The 19,381-nt window shown below is 61.3% G+C and carries 16 protein-coding genes; 3 read left to right on the top strand and 13 right to left on the bottom strand.

From position 1 onward, the window contains the following. Nucleotides 1-121: 121 nt before the first annotated feature. From rsmA to lpxF, 7 genes are all read right to left on the bottom strand, one after another. The gene (gene rsmA / locus HJC00_RS20935; protein WP_210628412.1) at nucleotides 122-949 is read right to left on the bottom strand and encodes a 16S rRNA (adenine(1518)-N(6)/adenine(1519)-N(6))-dimethyltransferase RsmA; all 828 of its coding nucleotides are present in this window, start codon (nucleotides 947-949) and stop codon (nucleotides 122-124) included. Then, complete coding sequence (pdxA, locus tag HJC00_RS20930) at nucleotides 949-1,977, bottom strand: 4-hydroxythreonine-4-phosphate dehydrogenase PdxA (protein WP_210628411.1); 1,029 nt, start codon at nucleotides 1,975-1,977, stop codon at nucleotides 949-951. Before pdxA ends, rsmA begins: the two co-directional genes overlap by 1 nt. 6 nt (nucleotides 1,978-1,983) lie before the next feature. Further along, nucleotides 1,984-2,928, bottom strand: a complete 945-nt coding sequence (locus tag HJC00_RS20925; protein WP_210628410.1) for a peptidylprolyl isomerase — start codon at nucleotides 2,926-2,928, stop codon at nucleotides 1,984-1,986. A 184-nt stretch (nucleotides 2,929-3,112) separates the two neighbouring features. Next, nucleotides 3,113-5,443 (bottom strand): LPS-assembly protein LptD, encoded by a 2,331-nt coding sequence (locus HJC00_RS20920; RefSeq protein ID WP_210628409.1) that lies wholly within the window; start codon nucleotides 5,441-5,443, stop codon nucleotides 3,113-3,115. Then, complete coding sequence (lptG, locus tag HJC00_RS20915) at nucleotides 5,443-6,531, bottom strand: LPS export ABC transporter permease LptG (protein WP_210628408.1); 1,089 nt, start codon at nucleotides 6,529-6,531, stop codon at nucleotides 5,443-5,445. Before lptG ends, HJC00_RS20920 begins: the two co-directional genes overlap by 1 nt. After that, complete coding sequence (gene lptF, locus HJC00_RS20910; protein ID WP_221164554.1) at nucleotides 6,528-7,709, bottom strand: LPS export ABC transporter permease LptF; 1,182 nt, start codon at nucleotides 7,707-7,709, stop codon at nucleotides 6,528-6,530. Before lptF ends, lptG begins: the two co-directional genes overlap by 4 nt. Before the next feature lie 99 nt (nucleotides 7,710-7,808). Further along, nucleotides 7,809-8,582, bottom strand: a complete 774-nt coding sequence (gene lpxF, locus HJC00_RS20905; RefSeq protein ID WP_210628406.1) for a phosphatase PAP2 family protein — start codon at nucleotides 8,580-8,582, stop codon at nucleotides 7,809-7,811. A 143-nt stretch (nucleotides 8,583-8,725) separates the two neighbouring features. Here lpxF and HJC00_RS20900 point away from each other — a divergent pair, with 143 nt between their 5' ends. Continuing rightward, nucleotides 8,726-10,219, top strand: a complete 1,494-nt coding sequence (locus HJC00_RS20900) for a leucyl aminopeptidase (protein WP_210628405.1) — start codon at nucleotides 8,726-8,728, stop codon at nucleotides 10,217-10,219. Next, complete coding sequence (locus tag HJC00_RS20895; protein WP_210628404.1) at nucleotides 10,216-10,665, top strand: DNA polymerase III subunit chi; 450 nt, start codon at nucleotides 10,216-10,218, stop codon at nucleotides 10,663-10,665. Before HJC00_RS20900 ends, HJC00_RS20895 begins: the two co-directional genes overlap by 4 nt. 46 nt (nucleotides 10,666-10,711) lie before the next feature. Here the strand turns inward: HJC00_RS20895 and HJC00_RS20890 are convergent, their stop codons facing one another. The 6 genes from HJC00_RS20890 to HJC00_RS20865 form a co-directional block, all read right to left on the bottom strand. Then, entirely contained in the window at nucleotides 10,712-11,638 is a 927-nt protein-coding gene (locus HJC00_RS20890; protein WP_221164553.1) for a Gfo/Idh/MocA family protein, read from the bottom strand. An 89-nt stretch (nucleotides 11,639-11,727) separates the two neighbouring features. Then, complete coding sequence (locus HJC00_RS20885; RefSeq protein ID WP_221155855.1) at nucleotides 11,728-13,767, bottom strand: prolyl oligopeptidase family serine peptidase; 2,040 nt, start codon at nucleotides 13,765-13,767, stop codon at nucleotides 11,728-11,730. Nucleotides 13,768-13,834: 67 nt separating this feature from the next. Beyond that, nucleotides 13,835-14,683 (bottom strand): polysaccharide deacetylase family protein, encoded by an 849-nt coding sequence (locus tag HJC00_RS20880; RefSeq protein WP_221155854.1) that lies wholly within the window; start codon nucleotides 14,681-14,683, stop codon nucleotides 13,835-13,837. 125 nt (nucleotides 14,684-14,808) lie between these two features. Further along, complete coding sequence (locus HJC00_RS20875; RefSeq protein ID WP_221164552.1) at nucleotides 14,809-16,692, bottom strand: ABC-F family ATP-binding cassette domain-containing protein; 1,884 nt, start codon at nucleotides 16,690-16,692, stop codon at nucleotides 14,809-14,811. Between the two features lie 115 nt (nucleotides 16,693-16,807). Then, on the bottom strand, nucleotides 16,808-17,866 hold the full coding sequence (locus HJC00_RS20870) for a GGDEF domain-containing protein (protein WP_221164551.1): 1,059 nt from the start codon (nucleotides 17,864-17,866) through the stop codon (nucleotides 16,808-16,810). 147 nt (nucleotides 17,867-18,013) lie between these two features. Then, nucleotides 18,014-18,523 (bottom strand): DinB family protein, encoded by a 510-nt coding sequence (locus tag HJC00_RS20865; protein ID WP_221164550.1) that lies wholly within the window; start codon nucleotides 18,521-18,523, stop codon nucleotides 18,014-18,016. 138 nt (nucleotides 18,524-18,661) lie between these two features. Between HJC00_RS20865 and HJC00_RS20860 the strand changes: the two genes are divergently transcribed. Next, the gene (locus tag HJC00_RS20860; protein WP_210628397.1) at nucleotides 18,662-19,351 is read left to right on the top strand and encodes a glutathione S-transferase family protein; all 690 of its coding nucleotides are present in this window, start codon (nucleotides 18,662-18,664) and stop codon (nucleotides 19,349-19,351) included. Nucleotides 19,352-19,381: the final 30 nt, after the last annotated feature.

Here is a 19,381-nt window from a genome sequence, read left to right as displayed (position 1 = left end):
TTCTTGCCCAGGCGATCTGCAAGCAAAGTGCGCCTCATCAAGCCTGGCGTCCGATCGCCAGTGCGGAAGGCGGCCTTAGACCTAAGGGCGCGTCCTTCTGCATCCAACAGCAGATGTGGCGCTAAAGGCTATTTGCGAGAAGGCAGAATTCTTCGACTGAAAGGGTCTCCGCCCGTCGCGCCGGATCGATTCCCGCCTTGATGAGCAGGCTTTCGCCGCCGAGTGGCTTCAGGCTCTGGCGCAGCATCTTGCGGCGCTGGCCGAAGGCGGCCTGCGTTACTTTTTCCAGATTGGCGACAGCGCAGGGGATGGGGTTCGCCCTGGGAACAAGATGCACCACTGTCGAAGTTACCTTCGGCGGCGGCGTGAAGGCTTGCGGCGGTACGTCGAAGGCCATGCGTGCCTCCGTTCGCCAGCCACAAAGCACGCCGAGACGGCCGTAATGGTCGTCGTCCTCGCCGGCGACGATCCGCGCGCCGACTTCCTTCTGAAACATCAGCGTCAGCGACTGCCAGAATGGCGGCCAGGCCCTCGGCAGCAGCCAGTTGACCAGCAGTTGCGTCCCGACATTATAAGGTAGGTTGGCGATGATCTTGACGGGGCCTTCCGGCGCCAATGATTCGAAATCCGTCTTCAGCGCATCGCCTTCGATGACGTCCAGGCGGCCGGGATAGCGATCGGCGATCTCGGCAAGCGCCGGCAGGCAGCGCGCGTCCCGCTCGATGGCAATGACCTTCTTGGCGCCGAGCGCCAGAATCGCGCGGGTCAGCCCGCCGGGACCGGGGCCGACCTCGAAAACGGTGGTCTCTTCGAGCGCGCCTGCCGTGCGGGCGACCTTCTGCGTAAGGTTGAGGTCGAGCAGGAAGTTCTGCCCGAGCGCCTTGCGCGCATCGAGGCCGTGACGCTGAATGACGTCGCGAAGCGGCGGCAGGCCATCGAGTGCTGCCATCAGCGGCGGCCTTCGGCGGTGCGGCCGAGCTGGGCGGCAAGCTTCAGTGCCGCAACCAAGCTCTGCTCACGCGCCAGTCCCTTGCCGGCGATGCCGAAAGCGGTGCCGTGATCCGGCGAGGTTCGCACGAAGGGAAGTCCGAGCGTGACGTTGACGCTGTCATCGAAACCGAGGGCCTTGGCGGGGATCAGCGCCTGATCGTGATACATGCAGATGGCGACATCATATCGCGCCCGCGCCTCGTCATGGAACATCGTATCGGCGGGCAGGGGGCCGATCGCATCGATACCCTCGTCACGCAGCTGCTCGATCGACGGGCGGATGATGTCCTCATCCTCCGAGCCGATCGCTCCGCCTTCACCGGCATGCGGGTTGAGGCCGGCGACGGCAAGCCGCGGCGCGTCGATTCCGAAACGCTGCCTGAGATCCACATCGGCAATCCGGCAGGTTTCGATGATCAGTTCGCCGGTCAGTGCTTGCGGCACATCGCGGACAGGAATGTGGATGGTAACGGGAATGGCCCTGACTTTCGGTCCCGACAACATCATGACCGGCGTCACCGGACTGCCGGTCGCCCTGGCGGCAAGATCGGCGAGAAATTCGGTATGGCCGGGAAACCGGAAACCCGCCTCGTAGAGCACGGCCTTGGCGATCGGATTGGTGACGACTGCGAGTGCCTCGCCGCCGATGACAAGCGAGACTGCTTTCTCGATCGCCGCGATCGTGCCCTTCGCCGTTGCCGCATGCGGCTCGCCGGGCACCACCTCAATGCCGGCCGGGACGCTCATGACGGGCAGCGCATCGGCAAATATGCCGGTGGCCTCGCCCGCCGTGTCGATCTCACGAATGGAAACCGCCAGATTGAGCTGGCGGGCCCGCAGAGCCAAGACATCCGGATCGCCGATAAGGAAAAAAGGCGGAAGCCCGATTTCACGCCGCCGGAGCCAAGCCATCAGGGTGATATCCGGTCCGATGCCGGCGGGATCGCCCTGGCTCAGCGCAAGCGGTCGTGAAAAGGGTATCGCCATCGTCGGTCAGCGATAGGCGATCTGCGCCTTCTTGCGCAGTTCGTCCAGGTATTTCTTGCTGTTTTCGTTTTCCGGCGGGCCATTCTTGCCGGCCTTGGACTTGTCGAGGTCCTCCTGGCGGAAGACCATTTCGGCGGCCTGGTCGTCGGAGACCTGGCGCTGGCTGCAGATCGCCAGATATTCGACGCCCTTCTCGGTGACGCGGGTGCCTGTGGTGTTGCCCTTGGCCTGCTCGACCAGAGGTTTCCAGTCCGGCGGGATCTCGGGAGCGAGCATGCGGCCGAGGTCACGCACGGAAACATCGCGCATTGTCGCGGCAAAGGTCTTTGCCTGATCACAGCCAGGAAATTTTGAGCGCGATGCCTCGGCCTCGCCCTTGCGCTTGCCGGTGACGGCGCCGCGCTTGGCCTCGGGAATGACGAAGATGATCTGCTGCAGCATATATTCCGTTGTTACCGGCTTTTGCTTGTTGTTCTGCATCATGCGCGAGACGAGATCATAGTTCGACAGCCGCGAGGTCGAGCCGTAGCGCGCATTGACGACGCGCGGCCAGCTCATCTGCACGGCGATGAAGCCTTTGAAATGGTCGACGCCGACGCCGGCGCGATCGAGAATCTGCGACATCTGTTCCACGGAAAGTTTGTTGCCGGCCGAAAAGCGCGCGAAAGACGCATCGACGTCTTGCTGCGAAACCGACATATGGACGCGGGCGACCTCCTGGCGCTTGAGCGTCTCGTCGATCAATTGCTCCGTGGCGGTCTTGGCGTCGGCCTTGGTATGCTGCAGGCGCAGGAAGGCCTGACGCTTGGCGACATCGCCGCTGGTGATGGCTGTGCCGTTCACCACGGCCTGGACTCCGCTTGCTGCAAGCGCCGGGCCAGCAAGGCCCGTCAGCAAGGCAATCGCTGCGCCGGCGAGAAAGGCGGTTATGGCTTTTTTTGCGTCAATCATCTGTTGACCTCCCAATTGCGCCGCGAGAGGTTGATCGCGGCGTCCTTACCACAGTGCGAGACACGCGGAAATCGCTTCCGTGGCGGCGCGAAACTCCTATGCCTCTGATATCGACTGGCGGCAATGTCCTGCACAGGCTTACGGCGAAAGAATGACTTGAGGCCATGTTTACGCCGTCCGCCCGCTAGTTGGAGAGAGTGTCGGAGCCGATCTTGATGTCGCCGAGCGTGCGGAACGTCAGCCGCGCGCCAATCGTCCAGTCGCTTGCCGACTCGTCGTCGGAATCCCTGCTATCCGTATAGGCGATCGTGAAGATCGTGCATTCGTCCTCATAGGAAAGGCCGAGCGTCCGGCGGCTGATCACATCGTTGTTCAGATCCCACGCGATGCCGCCGAAGATCGACCAATAGTCCTTGAACTTGACTCTGCTGCTGGTCTGGATCTCGTCGTTGTCCTCGGCGAAGCCATAGGCCGGCTGGGCGCTGAGATGCGTGTAGGTCACCTGCGTCTGGAAGGTGTCGTTCTGGTAGCCTGTCGTCAGGTCGCCACGGCGAAACTCGAAATCCTTCTCGTCGAGCCGGTAGGAGGCCGCAACGGAAACACCATAGGGTGTTTCGACGCCGCCGAGGCCGACATAGTCGGAGCGATCGGTTTCGAGGCCCGAATCCGCGCCGACATTGACGAGGTCATCGGTCGCGAACGAATTCTGGCCGGCAATCTGATAAGACTGGCCAAAAATGCCGTGCAGCTTGTAACCGCTGTCAAACGTCCCGGTATATTGGAAGCCGACATTGGCGCGAGTGCCGCCCTCGACGCGGTCGTAACCTGAGAATTTATCGCGGTCGAAGAGCGAGGTGGCATCGAAAACGAAACTTTGTGCATCCTCGTTCGGCAGCCGGCCGGCGAGCTGCTCGTCGGGGCGTGCATAGATTTGGACGATCGGCTCCAGAATATGCGTGCTGTTATCAGTCGTCATCAGGATCGGATACCGCATCTCCAGCCCGGCGGTGAGCATCGAGCGGGTGGCGGATTCGTCGTCAAGATAATTGCCGGCGTAACCGGTCGGGTCGTTCATGTTCAGCGCGAAAGCGTCGCCGCGCGCGGCCAGAAGCGGCGTGATCACCAGACCGGTCGGCGTGACATAGGTGCGTTTCCATTGAAGTTCGGCGGTCAGGCGCGAAGTCTGGCCCTTCAGGCCGCGGAAGCGGTCGAATCCGTCGACAGTATAGAAGTCGTCGTGTGTGCGCGAAATATTCGTCAAATTGACGTCCGCAGAAAGTTCGCCGCCTGCAAGCGGCTGAGGCGCGACATAGTGATAATCAAGCGCGGGATAGACGATGGCCTGCTGTTTTTCGGCCGTGTTCGTCCGGTCGGCATCCTGGACGTCGAAATAAAACGCCCGCATGTCGAAATAATTCCGTTTCCCGAGCCCCGTCAGGTAGATCTGGTTCGTGCGATCCGTGCCGCTCAAGCCGCGCAGTTTGTAGGTCTTCGAGAAATTATTGTCGCTCTGCACCATGACGTCCCAGCCGAACGTCCAGCGCGGATTGATGCGGAATTCCGCCTTTGACGCCACCATGGCGCGCTGCTCGGCTTCGGCATCGCTGGTGCCCGAGCTGAAATTGCCCGGCTTTGCCTGGTTGATGCCGGCGACGCGCAGGATATGCGTGCCGTTCTCGAAGCGCTGACGGAATTCGCCTTCGACGAGGAAGCCCTGGGCCGTGTAGCCGGTCGCCGTGACCGTCGCATCCATGCTCGGCGAGATCACATAATAATAAGGAATGGAAAGACCGAAGCCGAGGTTCTGCGACAGGCTCATCGTCGGGAACAGGAAGCCGGACTTACGCTTCACCGTATTGTCGGGAACCTCGATGAACGGCACGAAGGCAATCGGGTAGCCGAGCAGCTCGAAACGCGCCCGCTCCAGACGGATCGTATGGGTCTCGCCGTTCTGGATCACGCGCTTTGCCTTGACCTGCCAGAACGGTGCGCGCTTCGGATCTTCGGCGCAGGGAAGGCAGGCGGTATAGACGCCCTTGTTAAGAATCATCTTCGTGCCGCCGACCCGCTCGCCGCTTTCGGCGACGATACGCGTATTGTCGGCGGTTTCGATGCGCAGCGAGTTCAGGAACCCGTCGGCGAAATTATCGGTCACGTCTAGGTTGTCGGCATAGATGCGGTTGCCGTCCGGACTGACGAGTTCGACATTGCCGAGCGCCATCATCCGGCCAGTCTTCTGGTTGTACTCGACCTTCTGTGCGACCATTTTATAGCCGCCATAGTTGATCTGCACGCCGCCGATCGCCGACACGAGTTCGGCGTCACGGTTATAGACGAGTTCATTGGCCGAAAGCAGAAGCTTGGCCCCTTCGGGAATCTTATTCTCGATATTTTGTTCAGGCGTGCTGGCCTGGCCATAGGAGGCCGGGGCACTGCCGAAATAGGAACATAGAGCCGCACCGACAAGCAGGGCAACCAACTGTTTACTAAAGTACTTGCGGTCGCCTACCGCCACTAGCCGTCCTCCTGATGAAGCAAAATAGTCGCGCCCAAGGCCAACGCGACGACGACCGGTATCCACGTCGCCACGAAGGGAGGCACGACTCCACTGCTTCCGAATGCTTTAACAAGCACGGTGATGACATAAAGCATGAAGCCTGACAGGATTCCACCCAGAATCACGGAGCGGGATTGGTTGAACCGGCTAAATTTTAGGGACACTGTTGCAGCAATGAGAGTCATGGCCACCAACAGCAATGGCTGAGACAACAGGGAGTTGAATTGCGTCTCCAATGCCTTGGTCGAGATGCCGAAGGACTTTGCCGCTGCAATGCGATTGGAAAGGTCAAAGAAACCAATTGTTTCCGGCGCTGTCAGCCGCTCCTGAACGAAATCCTGTTTCAGATTGGTGCGAAGTTGGACCGAAGCTTTGCGCAGCGGGATTTCGCCAGGCTTGCGCTCGACGACGCCGTTAAGCTGCCAGTAACCATCTTCCAACTTTGCCGTGGCGGCATCCTGTCTCAGAATGACTCGGCCGCTTGAATCGAAATGGATCAATACGGCGTCGACCAGCTTGGTTCCGTTCTCCTGGACCGTCTGGGCGCCGATGATGACATCGTCGCGGCCGCTGATCTGGCGCAGCCATGGGATCTGCGGCGCCTTGCGCAGAACTGCGTTTTCGCCACGCCAGTCGGACTCGACCAGCAGCGCCTGGCGCTGTCCCCAGGCGGCAAGCGGGTTGAGCGCCGTCATCGTCAGCACGCCGAGCGCAATTGAGCCGGCGATGAAGGGAAACATGAATTGCCAGACAGAGATGCCAGCCGCACGCGTGACCACGAGCTCATATTTCCGATTGAGCCCGATCAGCACCGTCATGCCGACGAAGAGGGCGACGAAGGGGATTGTCTGCTGCAGGATGAGCGGCAGGCGCACGGCGGTCATCACGATGCCGCCGCCGATCGTGTAGCCAGGCAGGCCGGACATGCGTCCCGCCGTCTCGCTGAAATCAAGGAGGAAGGCGATCGCCGACACGCCGATCAGAAACCAGCAGGTCGTCGCCAGGTAACGGCGAAAGAAATAACGCGACAATGTCCCGAACATCATTGGGCCGTGCCCCCGCCGGACCTGCTGGTCGCGGTAAGCAGTCTTTCTTGCATCCGTCTCCAGGAAGCCGATATCCGGTCCCAGACGAATGAAGGCATGACCAGCCGCTTGTGTAGGCCGAGGAAGATGATCGAGACGAGGCTGCTGACGATCGGAATGGCGTAGAGAACTGCGATATATTCCGGATCGGTGTCGATTTGGTTCGCCGCGTAGAAGGCAGCCCATCGTAGCGCAAAAGCATAGCCGAGCGCACTCACCATTGGATGCAGCCGCGCTTCGCGGTGCGAGCGCGCATCGCCGGCGATCGCCAGTGAGAACAATGCAAAGACGACGGGCAGGATCCAGTCCGTCAGCCGTCGATGCAGTTCGGCGCGGTAGCTCTGCGGCCGGATCGTATAGTCCTTGTCGTTCGGATCCGGATTGAACAGGAACCACAGGTCACGGTCGCTGGCTTTCAGCGTCGCCTGCCCGCGGCTCTCCGTCATGTCGGAGAGGTCGAAAGAATAGGAATCGAAATTGATGACCGAGACGTTGCCGTCGGGCGTTTTGCGATGCACCTCGCCGTCGTGCATGATCAGCGTCGTGCCGGTATCGTCGACGGCGCCTTCCTTGGCGTAATAGATGAGCTCGTAGGCCGGGTCCCGCTCGTCGGCGACGAACAGGCCCTTCAGCATGCGCCCGGCCAGGCGCTGCGAGATCTGCACATAGAGACCCTCGTCGAGCTTGCGGAAGGTCTTTTCCTCGATGACCGAGGAGAGGAGATCGGCGTAGGTTTCGGCGATCATCTGACGCGCCACGGTCTTTGCCCGTGGCTCGACGATATTGTCGACGAAGAAGGAAAAGACGCTGATGACGGCGGCAAGCAGCAGGATCGGCCGGACCAGAATGCTGCGCCGTGCGCCGGCTGCGTCGATGACGGTTAGCTCGGAATCGTTGTTCATCGTCGTCAGCGTCTGGGTGATGGCGATGACGAGGGCGAAGGGCAGCACCACGGGAATGATCGACGGCAGGATCATCGTCGCGAGCTTGGCGAACGAGCCGATCGACTGGCCGCTGTCGGTGACGAGGTTAATGCGCTGCAAAACCTGTGTCGTCCAGATGATCGCCAGCACGGGCAGGAGCGCCACGAGAAACATCTGGCCGACGCGCCGCAATATGTATGTCTCGAGTAGTTTCATGCCGGCCCTTGAAAGCACCTGCACGCCCAAACGGCTTGCAGGAGAATCCCTCTACGCTCTTTGTCGCGCTTTTGCGACAAGCAGGTGTCAAAAATTCATTCAAATTTCAGAATTTTTTTGGTCCTGTTGCGACTCAGTTAACGCCAGCAGCGCCGCGAAGACGACAAGCGAGGAGAGCCATCCGAGCGTCACGTCGGAAAGATAATGCGCGCCGAAGGATAGCCGCAAGGCTGGCGTCAGGATCGAGATCGCGGCGACGGGCGGAACCAGCGCGTAACGCATCGATTTCGGCACGAAGAGCAGAAGGCAGAACAGCCATCCAGCGCTCGCCGCCTCGCCGGAGACGAAGGAGCAGTTCGACACGCATTTGCCGGCAAGCGAGCCTGCCTCGACAAAATGCAGGCTCCCGCCGAAAATATCCGTCTGCACCGGCCGCGGCCGACCCCAATGTTCCTTCAGGATAACATTGACGAGCAGCACCGGCCCGATCAGCATCGTTCCGAGTGCGACTTTGAGCTTGCGCGCCCGCTCGGCGTTGAAGGTCGCGCCGTGCTGCTGGTAACATTCGATCAATTTCCACGCCATGACGATCGCCACGACGTAGGGCAGGCGGAAGAAGATGGTTCGCAGCAGGTCGAAATTCCCCGAGTCGCGATAAGGAAAGCCGCCGCAGATGCTCCCGGCAGCGGCAGTCGCGTCACAATCTGCGCCCACGAAAAAAAGCTGGGAAAAATAAATGTCTATTCCAGGGAAGGCGCGAAAGATGGCAAGCAGCGCCCACCACGCCCAGAATAGAAGCAGGAATGCACCGAAAGTCGTTTTCGGCAGGCGGATCACCGGTCTCCGCCATCGATTTTTCGAAAAAACTGTCAACGCGAATATCTGCAAAACTGACGAAAACATGAGGGCCTGGACAGCCGCGGGCGACCATAACAATAGTCGCGAGCCATTGACAGACCCGCCAAACGCGAAATTATCCGCCTGGGACGGATTTCAAGAATCCCAGCGGAGAAGACATGTCAGTAAAGTTCGAAATTTCATTCTCGAAGTCGGCAAAGCTCAATGGCGGGCTGGCGATCCTGTTGAAGACTGCCGAGGCCGGCAGCGCCGCAGGCGCCGAAACGGCTGATCCGGCAGGCGTGATCGCCAAGGCTGCGAAGATCGCCCGATTCTCCGCGAAATCCACGGCTGCGCTCGATATTGTGGCCCCGGAAGGCGCACCCGTCGATCGCATCGTCGTCATCGGGCTTGGCAAGGCCGGCGAACTCGCCGCCCATGACTGGCTGAAGGCCGGCGGTGCTGCGGCATCGAAAATCAAGAATACTGACAAGGCCGCCATCTTCATCGACGTGCCCGGCCTTGAGACGAACGCACGCGCCGCCGCCGATTTCGCGCTTGGCATGCTGCTGCGCGCCTATAGCTTCGATGCCTACAAGACAAAGAAGAACGACGACGAGGAGAAGCCGGCAAAATCGGTCAGGGTGACGATCATCACCACCGATGCGGCCGGCGCCAAAAAGGCGTTTTCCGATTCCGAAGCGATCGCCGGCGGCGTCAATCTCGCCCGTGACCTTGTCAATGAACCGCCGAACGCGCTTGGACCTGTCGAATTCGCCGCCAGGGCGAAGGAGCTGGAAAAGCTCGGCGTCGAGGTGGAAATCCTGACCGAGAAGGAAATGCGCCGTCTCGGCATGGGCGCGCTGCTCGGCGTCGCTCAGGGCTCCGTGCGCCCGCCGCGTCTGGCGGTCATGCAGTGGAAGGGTGGCAAGAGCAAGGACCGTCCCGTCGCCTTCGTCGGCAAGGGCGTCGTCTTCGATACCGGCGGCATTTCGATCAAGCCGGCCGCCGGCATGGAGGACATGAAGGGCGATATGGGCGGTGCCGCAGCCGTGACCGGCCTGATGCACGTGCTCGCTTCCCGCAAGGCGGCCGTCAACGCCGTCGGCATCATCGGCCTGGTCGAGAATATGCCCGATGGCAACGCCCAGCGTCCGGGCGACATCGTCACCTCAATGTCCGGCCAGACAATCGAGGTGATCAACACCGATGCCGAAGGCCGCCTCGTCCTTTGCGATGCGCTCTGGTATTGCAATGATCGCTTCAAGCCGCAGTTCATGATCAATCTGGCCACCTTGACCGGCGCAATCGTCGTGGCGCTTGGCAACGTGCATGCCGGCCTGTTCTCCAATGACGACCAGCTTTCCGCCCAGCTGACGGCGGCCGGCCTTTCCACAAACGAGAAACTCTGGCGCATGCCGCTCGGCAAGGATTATGACAAGCTGATCGACAGCAAATTCGCCGACATGAAGAACACCGGCGGCCGTCAGGCCGGCTCGATCACCGCGGCGCATTTCCTCAAACGCTTCGTGCAGGACACGCCCTGGGCGCACCTCGACATTGCCGGCACGGCGATGGGTTCGCCGCAGGATGAGATCAACCAGTCCTGGGGTTCCGGTTTCGGGGTGCGCCTGCTCGACGAGCTCGTTCGCGCCCATCATGAATCCCGATGACCGACATTCTCTTTTATCATCTGACCGAAACCAGGCTGGAAGACGCGCTTCCGCCGCTCCTCGACAAAAGCATCGAGCGCGGCTGGCGCGTCGTCGTCCAGACGAGCGAGGCCGCGCGGCGCGATGCACTCGATGCGCATCTTTGGACGTTTCGCGAGGAGAGTTTCCTGCCGCATGGGATCGACACGGCTGATTTCGCCGAAAACCAGCCGGTGCTTTTGACGGTCACGTCGGACAATGCCAATGCGGCGACGGTTCGTTTCATTGTCGACGGCGCCGAGCCGCCGCCGGCCGATGCCTATGAGCGCGTCGTCTTCATGTTCGACGGCCACGACCAGGAGCAACTGGAAGCTGCCCGCGCACAATGGAAGAAACTGAAAGGCGAGGGGCATAACCTCACCTATTGGCAGCAGACACCGGAAGGGCGGTGGGAGAAGAAGGCCTGAGCGGGTGCCTGCCGTCGGAGCCGACAGGCAAGGACCGCCCAATCACTCAGTCGTGGAAAGCGTCAACAAATTTCCGCTTGCCGAGCATGAAGGCGTCGGCGACGTGGCGCAGGGGGGCGAGATCGACATCCGATTTGCCCGCCTTGATGATTTCGGCGAAGCGGCGATAGAGCGAGGGATATTCCTGTTCCGGTTCGGCGAATGTCAGCTTACCGTCGATGGAAAGCTTAGCGCCGCCCTCGGAGAGCACCATTTGGCCGGCTGCCGTTTCCGCGACGATGTCCCAGCTCTGCTTGCCGGTCTGGCGCCAGTCGAATTCGGCATGAACCGGCAGGCCGTCGGCATCGCGGAAGTGAATGTCGGCGGCGATCGGCGCATCACGATTTTCTGGGAATTCGAGCACAGCCCCGGTGATGAAGACCTGCCGCGGCAGGATATGGGTGACGATCGACAGCGCATTGATGCCGGGATCGAAAACGCCGAGGCCGCCGGCCTGCCAGATCCAGTCCTGGTTCGGATGCCAGTGGCGGACATCCTCTTTCCAGATCACATGCACGCTTTTGATTGTCGTCGAGGCAAGAAACGCTTTGGCGGCTTCGACGGCCGGCGCATAACGTGAATGCCAGCTGGCAAAGAGCGACGCCCCTTGCTTGTTCGCCAGCGCCTCGAGGTCGGCCACTTCGCTCAGTGTTGCACCCGGCGGCTTTTCAAGGAAGACATGCTTGCCGGCAACGAGCGCCTTATAGGCGGCTTCATAGCGGTACTGCGGCGGCATGCAGAGCGAAACGGCATCGATCAAAGGCTCGGCGTCCAGCATCGCGTCGATCGTGGTGTAACTGTTGATGCCTTCGACCGTGCCGTGACGGCTTGCCGTGGCGACGAGCTTGAAATCCGGGTTCTTGGCGATGGAAGGAAGGTGCTGGTCGCGGACGATCTTGCCGACGCCGACGATGGCGAGATTGATAGGGGACATGGTGTTTCGCTCGTGTCTGTATGAAAAGTATGATTTATTAAGCCTGTTGTAGCAGAAAGAAGAGCGCCGACAAGCTCTGCTCCTCAATCCTATTGCATGATGGTCTCGCGAAGGAAGCTGTAACCCATCGCCGCGCGGGCGGCGCGCTCCTCGGAACTGCCGTCGCCACCATGCCCGCCCAAGCCGAATTCGTGGAAGAGCAGCTGATGTCCTTCTTCCTCCAGCCTCGCGGCAAAACGGCGTGCGTGCGAGGGATGCACGCGATCGTCATTGCTGGAGCTTTCAATATAGATCGGCGGATAAGTGACCTCGCCGGCCGGCCTGATATTGTGAAGCGGCGAATAGCCGAGCATGAACTCCCGGTCCGCTGGCGTCTCCGGATCGCCATATTCGTCCATCCACGCCTGGCCGGCGCTGAACAGGTGGAAGCGTGTCATGTCGAGCACCGGCACCTGGCACCAGACCGCGCCGAAATCGTGCGGGTAGCGCGTCAGCATCACACCCGTCAGCAGGCCGCCATTGCTGCCGCCCTGGCAGGCAATCCGCGATGGCACGGTGTAGCCGCGAGCGACGAGATCGCGGGCGATGGCGACGAAATCGGCAAAGGCCCGGTCTCGCCCCTGCCGCTTGGCGCTGCGATACCAGTCAGGGCCAAATTCACCGCCGCCGCGGATATAGGCCTGCACATAGGCGCCGCCTTGCTCCAGCCAGCGGCCGATTACACCGGAGTAATTCGGCGATAGCGAGACATCGAAGCCACCATAGCCGTAGATCAGCACCGGCAGCGCTCCCTTGGTCCACTGTCGCGGCAGCACCAGTTGGTAGACGACCCTGGTTCCGTCCTCGGACACAGCCTCCAGCAGTTCCGACGACATATCGGTCGCATCGAAATAGCTCGGCGCTGCCGCGATGAAGATCGGCTCCGGCTCTCTGCTGCGATCGGAGAGTTCGAGGCGGTAGCAGGTCGGCGGCTGCAGGAAACCCTGGCCGACGATGTGGAGTGTGTCGTCGCCAAGATGCAGATCCGCATGGAGCGGCCTGACATAAGCCGTCTGCATCTCCGCCGGCAGCACGATTTCCCGCTGTTCGGCATCGGGCTTTGTCAGGTCGAGCACCAGAAGACGCGGGCGCAGCCGGTCGGAAACGATGAACACGCACCATTCGCGCATCAGCATCATCTGCGAAATAGACTGGCCCTCGCCAGGCTGAAACAGGATCCGTTCCGGCCCGAGCAGCGCCCGTGAGGCGAGATCGAAGGATTGCAGCACGAGGCTGCCGGTCGCAACGCGCTCATCGGTCTTTGCCCGCCAGAGGCAATGATTATGATTGAACTGAAAATCTGCCTCCTTGGGCAGATCGATGCGCCGTTGCCCGCCATCATCGGCAATGAGGAAAGCGCTGGCCACGCCGATTTCGTGGCTGGTGACGAAAATGTCGATCAGCCCGGCATTCGCCGAAGCGCCAAATAGGGCAGGGTCGATAACGAGATTGAAGCCATACACATCCTCATCGGCGGCTTCGAACATGATGGCGGCATCTTCCGGCCGCTGCCCGCGCTTCAACCGCCGCCCGACGCGCGGCCATCCCGAGCGGGTGGCCGAAAATCGGTCGATCGAGCCGAAATAACAGATCTCATCGCGGCTCAGCCAGGTGGCATGCGACCGCGCGGCGGGCGTGTCGAAACCGCCCTTCACGATCTGTTTGCCCTCGGCGTCGAATTCGAGCAGGCGGATGAGGTCTGAGCCGCCGTCCGAAAGCATCAGCAGAACGCGCGTCGGCTCCCACGGGCAGGTGACAGCGCCGCGCCAGCTCCAGCGCCTGCCTTCGTCCAGACAGAAGGCGTCGAGATCGAAGACTGGCTCCCAATCGGCCTCCGGCAACGGCTGCTGGCCGGCTGCCAGGCGCAGCCAGACCCCGAGCGGATTGTCCTTGCTCTGCCGGAAATCGAACAGCCAACCGCCGCGGCGCATCGGCACGATCAGCCTGTCCTGCCGCTCGATCAGCGCCTTGATCGCCTCACGATCTTCGGCAAATTGCGGCGTTCTCAATACCGTGTCGGAGAGCGCATTGTGTTCGGTGATGAATTGGCGGGTGCGCGGATCATCGTCCGTTTCGAGGTGAAGGTTCATAGCTGACCTGCCGCGTGCATTGACGTCGCCCAGATCTAGGCAGCCGGTCCCGGCTTGGCAAGCCGCCTTAGCGGGTCATCACCAGATCGGCCGAGGCGACGAGGTTGCTTGGCGCCTCCGGCTTCTTGAATTTCAGCGTCACGACATTGTAGCCCTCGGCTTCGAGATCCGAAAGCAGAGTCGGCAGCATGGTTATCGTACGTTTATGGATGTCGTGCATCAGGATGATGCCGCGGCCGCGCTTGTGCAGCAGGGCCATCGTCCGCTGCGTCACGGAGAGCGGCGTTGTGGCGAAATAGTCCTTGCTGTCGATATCGACATCCATGACCACCATATCGCGCATGGCGATCGCGGCACGCAGTCTGTGGCTTTCGGCAAGATAGGGGAAGCGGAAGAAGGCGACGTTGGTTCCCGTGGCCTTGGTCACCGCCAATTCGCCCTTGATCACCTCGGCCATCGCCGCGTCGAAATCGAGCGAACTCAGGTTGGCGTGGTCATAGGTGTGACTGCCGATCGCATTGCCGTCCATCGCCACCTTGCGCGCCAGCGCGGGATACATCTCGGCCATCTCGCCGACCATCATGAAGGCACCCTTGACGCCGAACTGGTCGAGGATCGCCAGCACCTTGTTCGTCCGGCCGAGGATCGGGCCATCGTCGAAGCTCAGGATCACTTCCTTGTCCTGCAGCTTGAGATCGGCAAGCGAGGAAACCTCCAGCGTCCGCCCGGCCAGATGGTGCCAACCGGTCATGCGCGGCGCTTCATCATCCTCGGAGCGCTTGCCGGAAAACGTCCGTCCCTCCGGCGCAATCACCGAGGCGGTTTTGATCGAGGTGTCGGGGGCTTGTCTGGTCGTGCTGCAGGCGGAGAGGGCGGCCGCAAGGGCGATGCAGGAAAGAACGAAAAATCGATGCATGGAAAGGGCTCAACAAATCAGTAATGAATGTTGAGACAACCTTTCGAATTATGGTTAACGATCGGTTGAGATCGGCAGGAATTGTGCTGACGCCGCGCTCCGCCGCGTTTCCCAAAAGACTGTGGCTATCCTCCCATTGCCTCTTCATATTCGGTTGACAGCATCAGCCACTCTTCCTCGGCAGCAGTCAGTTTTGCCGCTGCCTCGCCACGCTGTTTTGCCTTTTCCGCGGCTTTGGCAGGCGTCTTCTCATAGAGAACAGGATCCGCAAGCTCCGCATCAAGAGCCTGAATCTGTTTCTCCAGCTTCGCCGTCAAGGATTCGATTTCGTTGATCTTTTTCTTCAGCGGCGTCAGCGAGGCGCGCCTTTCGGCATTGAGCTTGCGCTGGTCGGCCTTCGAGGTCGTATCGTCGCTGGTCTGCGGCCTCTCTTCTTTTTTCTTACCGGAACTAACGATGAGGTCGCGGTATTCGTCCATGTCGCCTTCGAAGGTGGTGACAGTGCCGCCGTTGACCAGCCACAGCCGGTCGACGGTTGCCTCGATCAGGTGGCGGTCGTGCGAAATCAGGACGACTGCACCGTCATAATCGTTCAGCGCCTCGATGAGGGCACGGCGGCTGTCGATGTCGAGATGGTTGGTCGGCTCGTCGAGAATGAGCAGGTTCGGCGCATGGAAGGCGGCAAGCCCCATCAGCAGGCGTGCCTTCTCGCCGCCGGAAAGGTCTTTGGCGGCGGTAGCCATCTTTTCGGTCGCCAGCCCCATCTGCGCAACGCGGGCGCGCACCTTGGCCTCCGGTTCGGCCGGCATCAGCCGGCGCACATGTTCCACCGCCGACTGCTCGGGGATCAGGTCGTCGAGCTGATGCTGGGCGAAAAAACCGATCTTCAGGCTCGGCGCAACCTTTACTTCGCCACTCTCCGGCGACAATCGCCCTGAGATGAACTTGGCGAAGGTCGACTTGCCGTTGCCATTCGAGCCGAGCAGGGCGATGCGATCGTCGTTGTCGATGCGCAGGTTGAGGTTCTTCAGGATCGGCTTGCCGGGTTCGTAGCCGACGGCGCCGCCCTGGATTGCGACGATCGGCGAGGCGGGCTGCTTCTCCGGCTCGGGGAAGGTTATCGGCTGCACATGGTCCTCGATCACGGCGGCGACCGTTCCCATGCGCTCGAGCGCCTTGACGCGCGACTGTGCCTGCCGGGCCTTGGAAGCCTTGGCCTTGAAGCGATCGATGAAGCTCTGCAGATGTTTGCGCGCCGCCTCGTTTTTTGCCTTTGCCTTCGTCTGCAGCTCGTCGGCCTCAGCCTTCTGCCGCTCGAACTGGTCGTAGTTGCCGCGGTAGAAGGTGAGTTTTTTCTGATCGAGATGAACGATGGAGTTGACCGCATTGTTCAGGAGATCGCGGTCGTGGCTGATGATGATGACCGTATGCGGATAACGGCGGATATAGTCCTCCAGCCACATCGTGCCTTCGAGATCGAGGTAGTTTGTCGGCTCGTCGAGCAGAAGCAGGTCCGGCTCGGCAAACAGTACGGCGGCGAGCGCTACGCGCATGCGCCACCCACCGGAGAAGGAGGAGGCGGGGCGGGCTTGCGCCGCCTGGTCAAAGCCGAGACCGGCAAGGATGCTCGCAGCCCGCGCTTCGGCCGAATGCGCATCGATATCGACGAGGCGCATCTGGATTTCAGCGATGCGATGCGGGTCGCTTGCCGTTTCCGCTTCGGCAAGCAGGGCCGCCCGTTCCTTATCGGCCGCAAGCACGATCTCGATCAAGGAATCCTCGATTCCCGGCGCTTCCTGGGCCACCTGACCGATACGCGCCGCCTTCGGGATCGACACCGCCCCGGTCTCCGAACCGAGATCGCCGGTGATGACGCGAAACAGCGTGGATTTGCCGGCGCCATTGCGCCCGACCAGCCCCGCCTTCGTGCCCGAAGGCAACGAAACGCTGGCATTGTCGAGAAGCAGGCGTCCGGCGATGCGGGCGGAAATGTCGGTAATCGTGATCATGGCCGGCGTTTTGGCCGAAACTGCCCGCCAAGGCAAGACCGCTTATCCCCCGGCGAGCTTGCTCGTCCGGGCGAACACGCTCGTCCCCCGGCGAGCTCGTCCGCGCCGACAGCACTCAAACGCCTGAGCGGCCGAAAGCCTGGACCGGCAGGCGGCGGTTCGATTGCGCGGCAAGCAGCGCGACGCGGGCGTTGGCCTGGAGCTGTCCCGGTGTTGCCGCATCGGCGCTGAGCGCCAGGCCGACCGAGATGGTCAGTCTGTCGCTATCACCCTTGTCGGAGGTGGCGAAGACGAGATTTTCTTCGACGGAGGCGCGCAGGCGCTCGGCGATAGCAATCGCATCCTGCATGCCGACATTGGCAAACAGCAAGGCGAATTCGTCGGCCTCTGTGCGGGCGACGAAGTCGTTCTTCTTCACCGACTTCCGAAAGAGCGCGACAAGCTTCTTCAAGAGCTTGTTGCCTGCCTGAGTGCCGTATCTGTCGTTGAACTCGGTGAAATCGTCGATATCGACCATGATCAGCGCGCTGCCGGCGGCACCCTCTTCACGTTCGTAGAGTTCGGTGATCTGCCGGTTCAGCGCGATGCGGTTTGCAAGGCCGGTAATCTTGTCGGCGACGGTGGCCGATTGCATCGCCGAAATGCCGCGCTCCAACGTTTCCAGCCTGTTGATGTCGTCCTGCAGTCTGGCGCCGATTTCCATCTCCGCCGACATCACCGTTGCAAGCGAGGCGGAGAGGTAATCGACCTCGCCGATGAAGGCGGCAAGGCTCTGGTCCTCGTGACCACCGACAGATCTCAGGATCGTGCCGCAGGCGCGAGCAAAGGCGTCTCTGTGCCGCAATCCTTCGGCAAGCCTTTCCGCCACCGCGCGCAGCGTCCGGCTGGCCTCGTTGCGCGACGTCTCGCCCGCCAGCCCGCAATGGCCGACGAGGCGGTATTTCAGCCCGAGTTCGTCGAGCATCGACTGCTGCGGCTGCGATCCGAGCGCCGCGATATCCTGCGCAAGACCAGGATTGTGCCCGATGATCGCCTCATGAAAGAGTTCGTAGTTGCGTGGCAGTGCGGCGACGTTGAGCCGCGCCATGTGCTGGGCGATCTTCTGGATATCCGTCATTGACCCTGGGCGTACAGGCTCGCGCGCCACCAGTGCCTTTGTACTTGCATTCTGCATGACGAACCCCTCGCGCCCGGTCTCATTGCTCTCACGTCTGCTATGCTCGCAAGCTTTTAAGAGAGGCTGAATTTACGAAGGGAAGCGCCGGATTGGCGATGGGAACCGGCAAAGGCGGTTAATTCAGTCTTGATGGAGACGGCTGCCTCACATCCACTCGCGGCCTTCGCCGCGCAGAAAGTAGATAAGGTCCAGCCCGAGGCTCGGTTTGCCCAACGCCGTCAGCGTCATATGGCACTGGCCGCGGTGATGCGTCTGGTGATTGGAAAGGTGCGCGAGCGCGCTCGACAGTGGCTGAGTGATCCGGATCGGCTCCGTCACCGGGGCATAGGTGAAGTCACCGGCAAGGCTCGCCTCATCGAGCGTACTTGTCCAGGCAATGATGCGCTCGTCCTCCGCCTTGCGCGCGGCGGCAAGCGCATCCAGCTCTTCGAAAAGCACGGCATCGAGAGTCGCCGGCGCTTCGCCGATGCCGGTGAAACGCCTCATCCATATCCGGTCGGCGACGAGCAGGTGATTGAGCGTGCGATGCAGCGAGCCGAAGAAGGCGCCGCGGTCCCTGCGGAATTCCGTCTCGCTGAGTTCGGCCGCAGCCTCATAGACTTGGGCATTGGCCCAGCGGTTATAGGCCGCGAACATCCTGAAATGTCTAAGCATATATTTCCCCTGACGTTGCTGGAGCAGTCTAGCCGGTTTCCCAAGTAATCCGAGTGATGGCGCCATGAAATTTCCTGATTTGATCACGCTCGCTTTCTGTCGTCGAATGCAGGCAGATCAGACCTCGAAAGGATTATCATGACCAGAGCCCTCTATTCCCTCTGCGGCGCCGACGAACGGCGCTTCTTTTCGCCCCATTGCTGGAAGGCGGTGATGGCGCTCGCGCATAAGAGGCTCGATTTCGAGGAGCTCCCCACAACCTATGCCCGCATCCGCGAAATCGGCGGCGGCGTCTCGTCGACCCTGCCCGTGCTCGACGATAACGGCCGGCTGATCTCGGACAGTTTTGCCATCGCGCTCTATCTCGAAGAGGCATATCCGGAGCGGCCGTCGCTGTTCAATGGCGAGGGCGGCAAGGCGGTGTCGCGCATGGTCGAGGGCTATTCGCAGATGATCATCCACCCGGCGATCATGCGGATCGCCCTTCTCGATATCCACGCGATCCTGGACGAAGGGGACAAGGCGTACTTTCGTCAGAGCCGCGAGGTCAGACTCGGCAAGCCGCTGGAAGTCTTTGCTGCCGACAGCGAGGCGGAGAAAGCTGCCTTCGGCGCCAAGCTGGAGCCGCTCCGTCACATGCTGAAGTTCCAGCCCTTCATCGGCGGGCAATCGCCGCTCTTTGCCGATTATATTGTCTTCGGCGCGCTGCAATGGCTGCGCGTGTCCGCAGGGCTGGCCATGCTGGCCGCCGACGATCCCGTCGTCGCCTGGTTCGAACGCTGCCTCGATCTTCACGAAAGCCGCGGCAGGACTGTGACAGCGGCGTGAAATTGCCGCCGACCCCTTGTTTTCGGGCGT

This window comes from Rhizobium sp. NLR22b (assembly GCF_019685295.1).
Taxonomy (GTDB): domain Bacteria; phylum Pseudomonadota; class Alphaproteobacteria; order Rhizobiales; family Rhizobiaceae; genus Rhizobium.
Note: the sequence above shows the minus strand (reverse complement) of the source record. Positions and strands in the feature narration are given on the sequence as shown.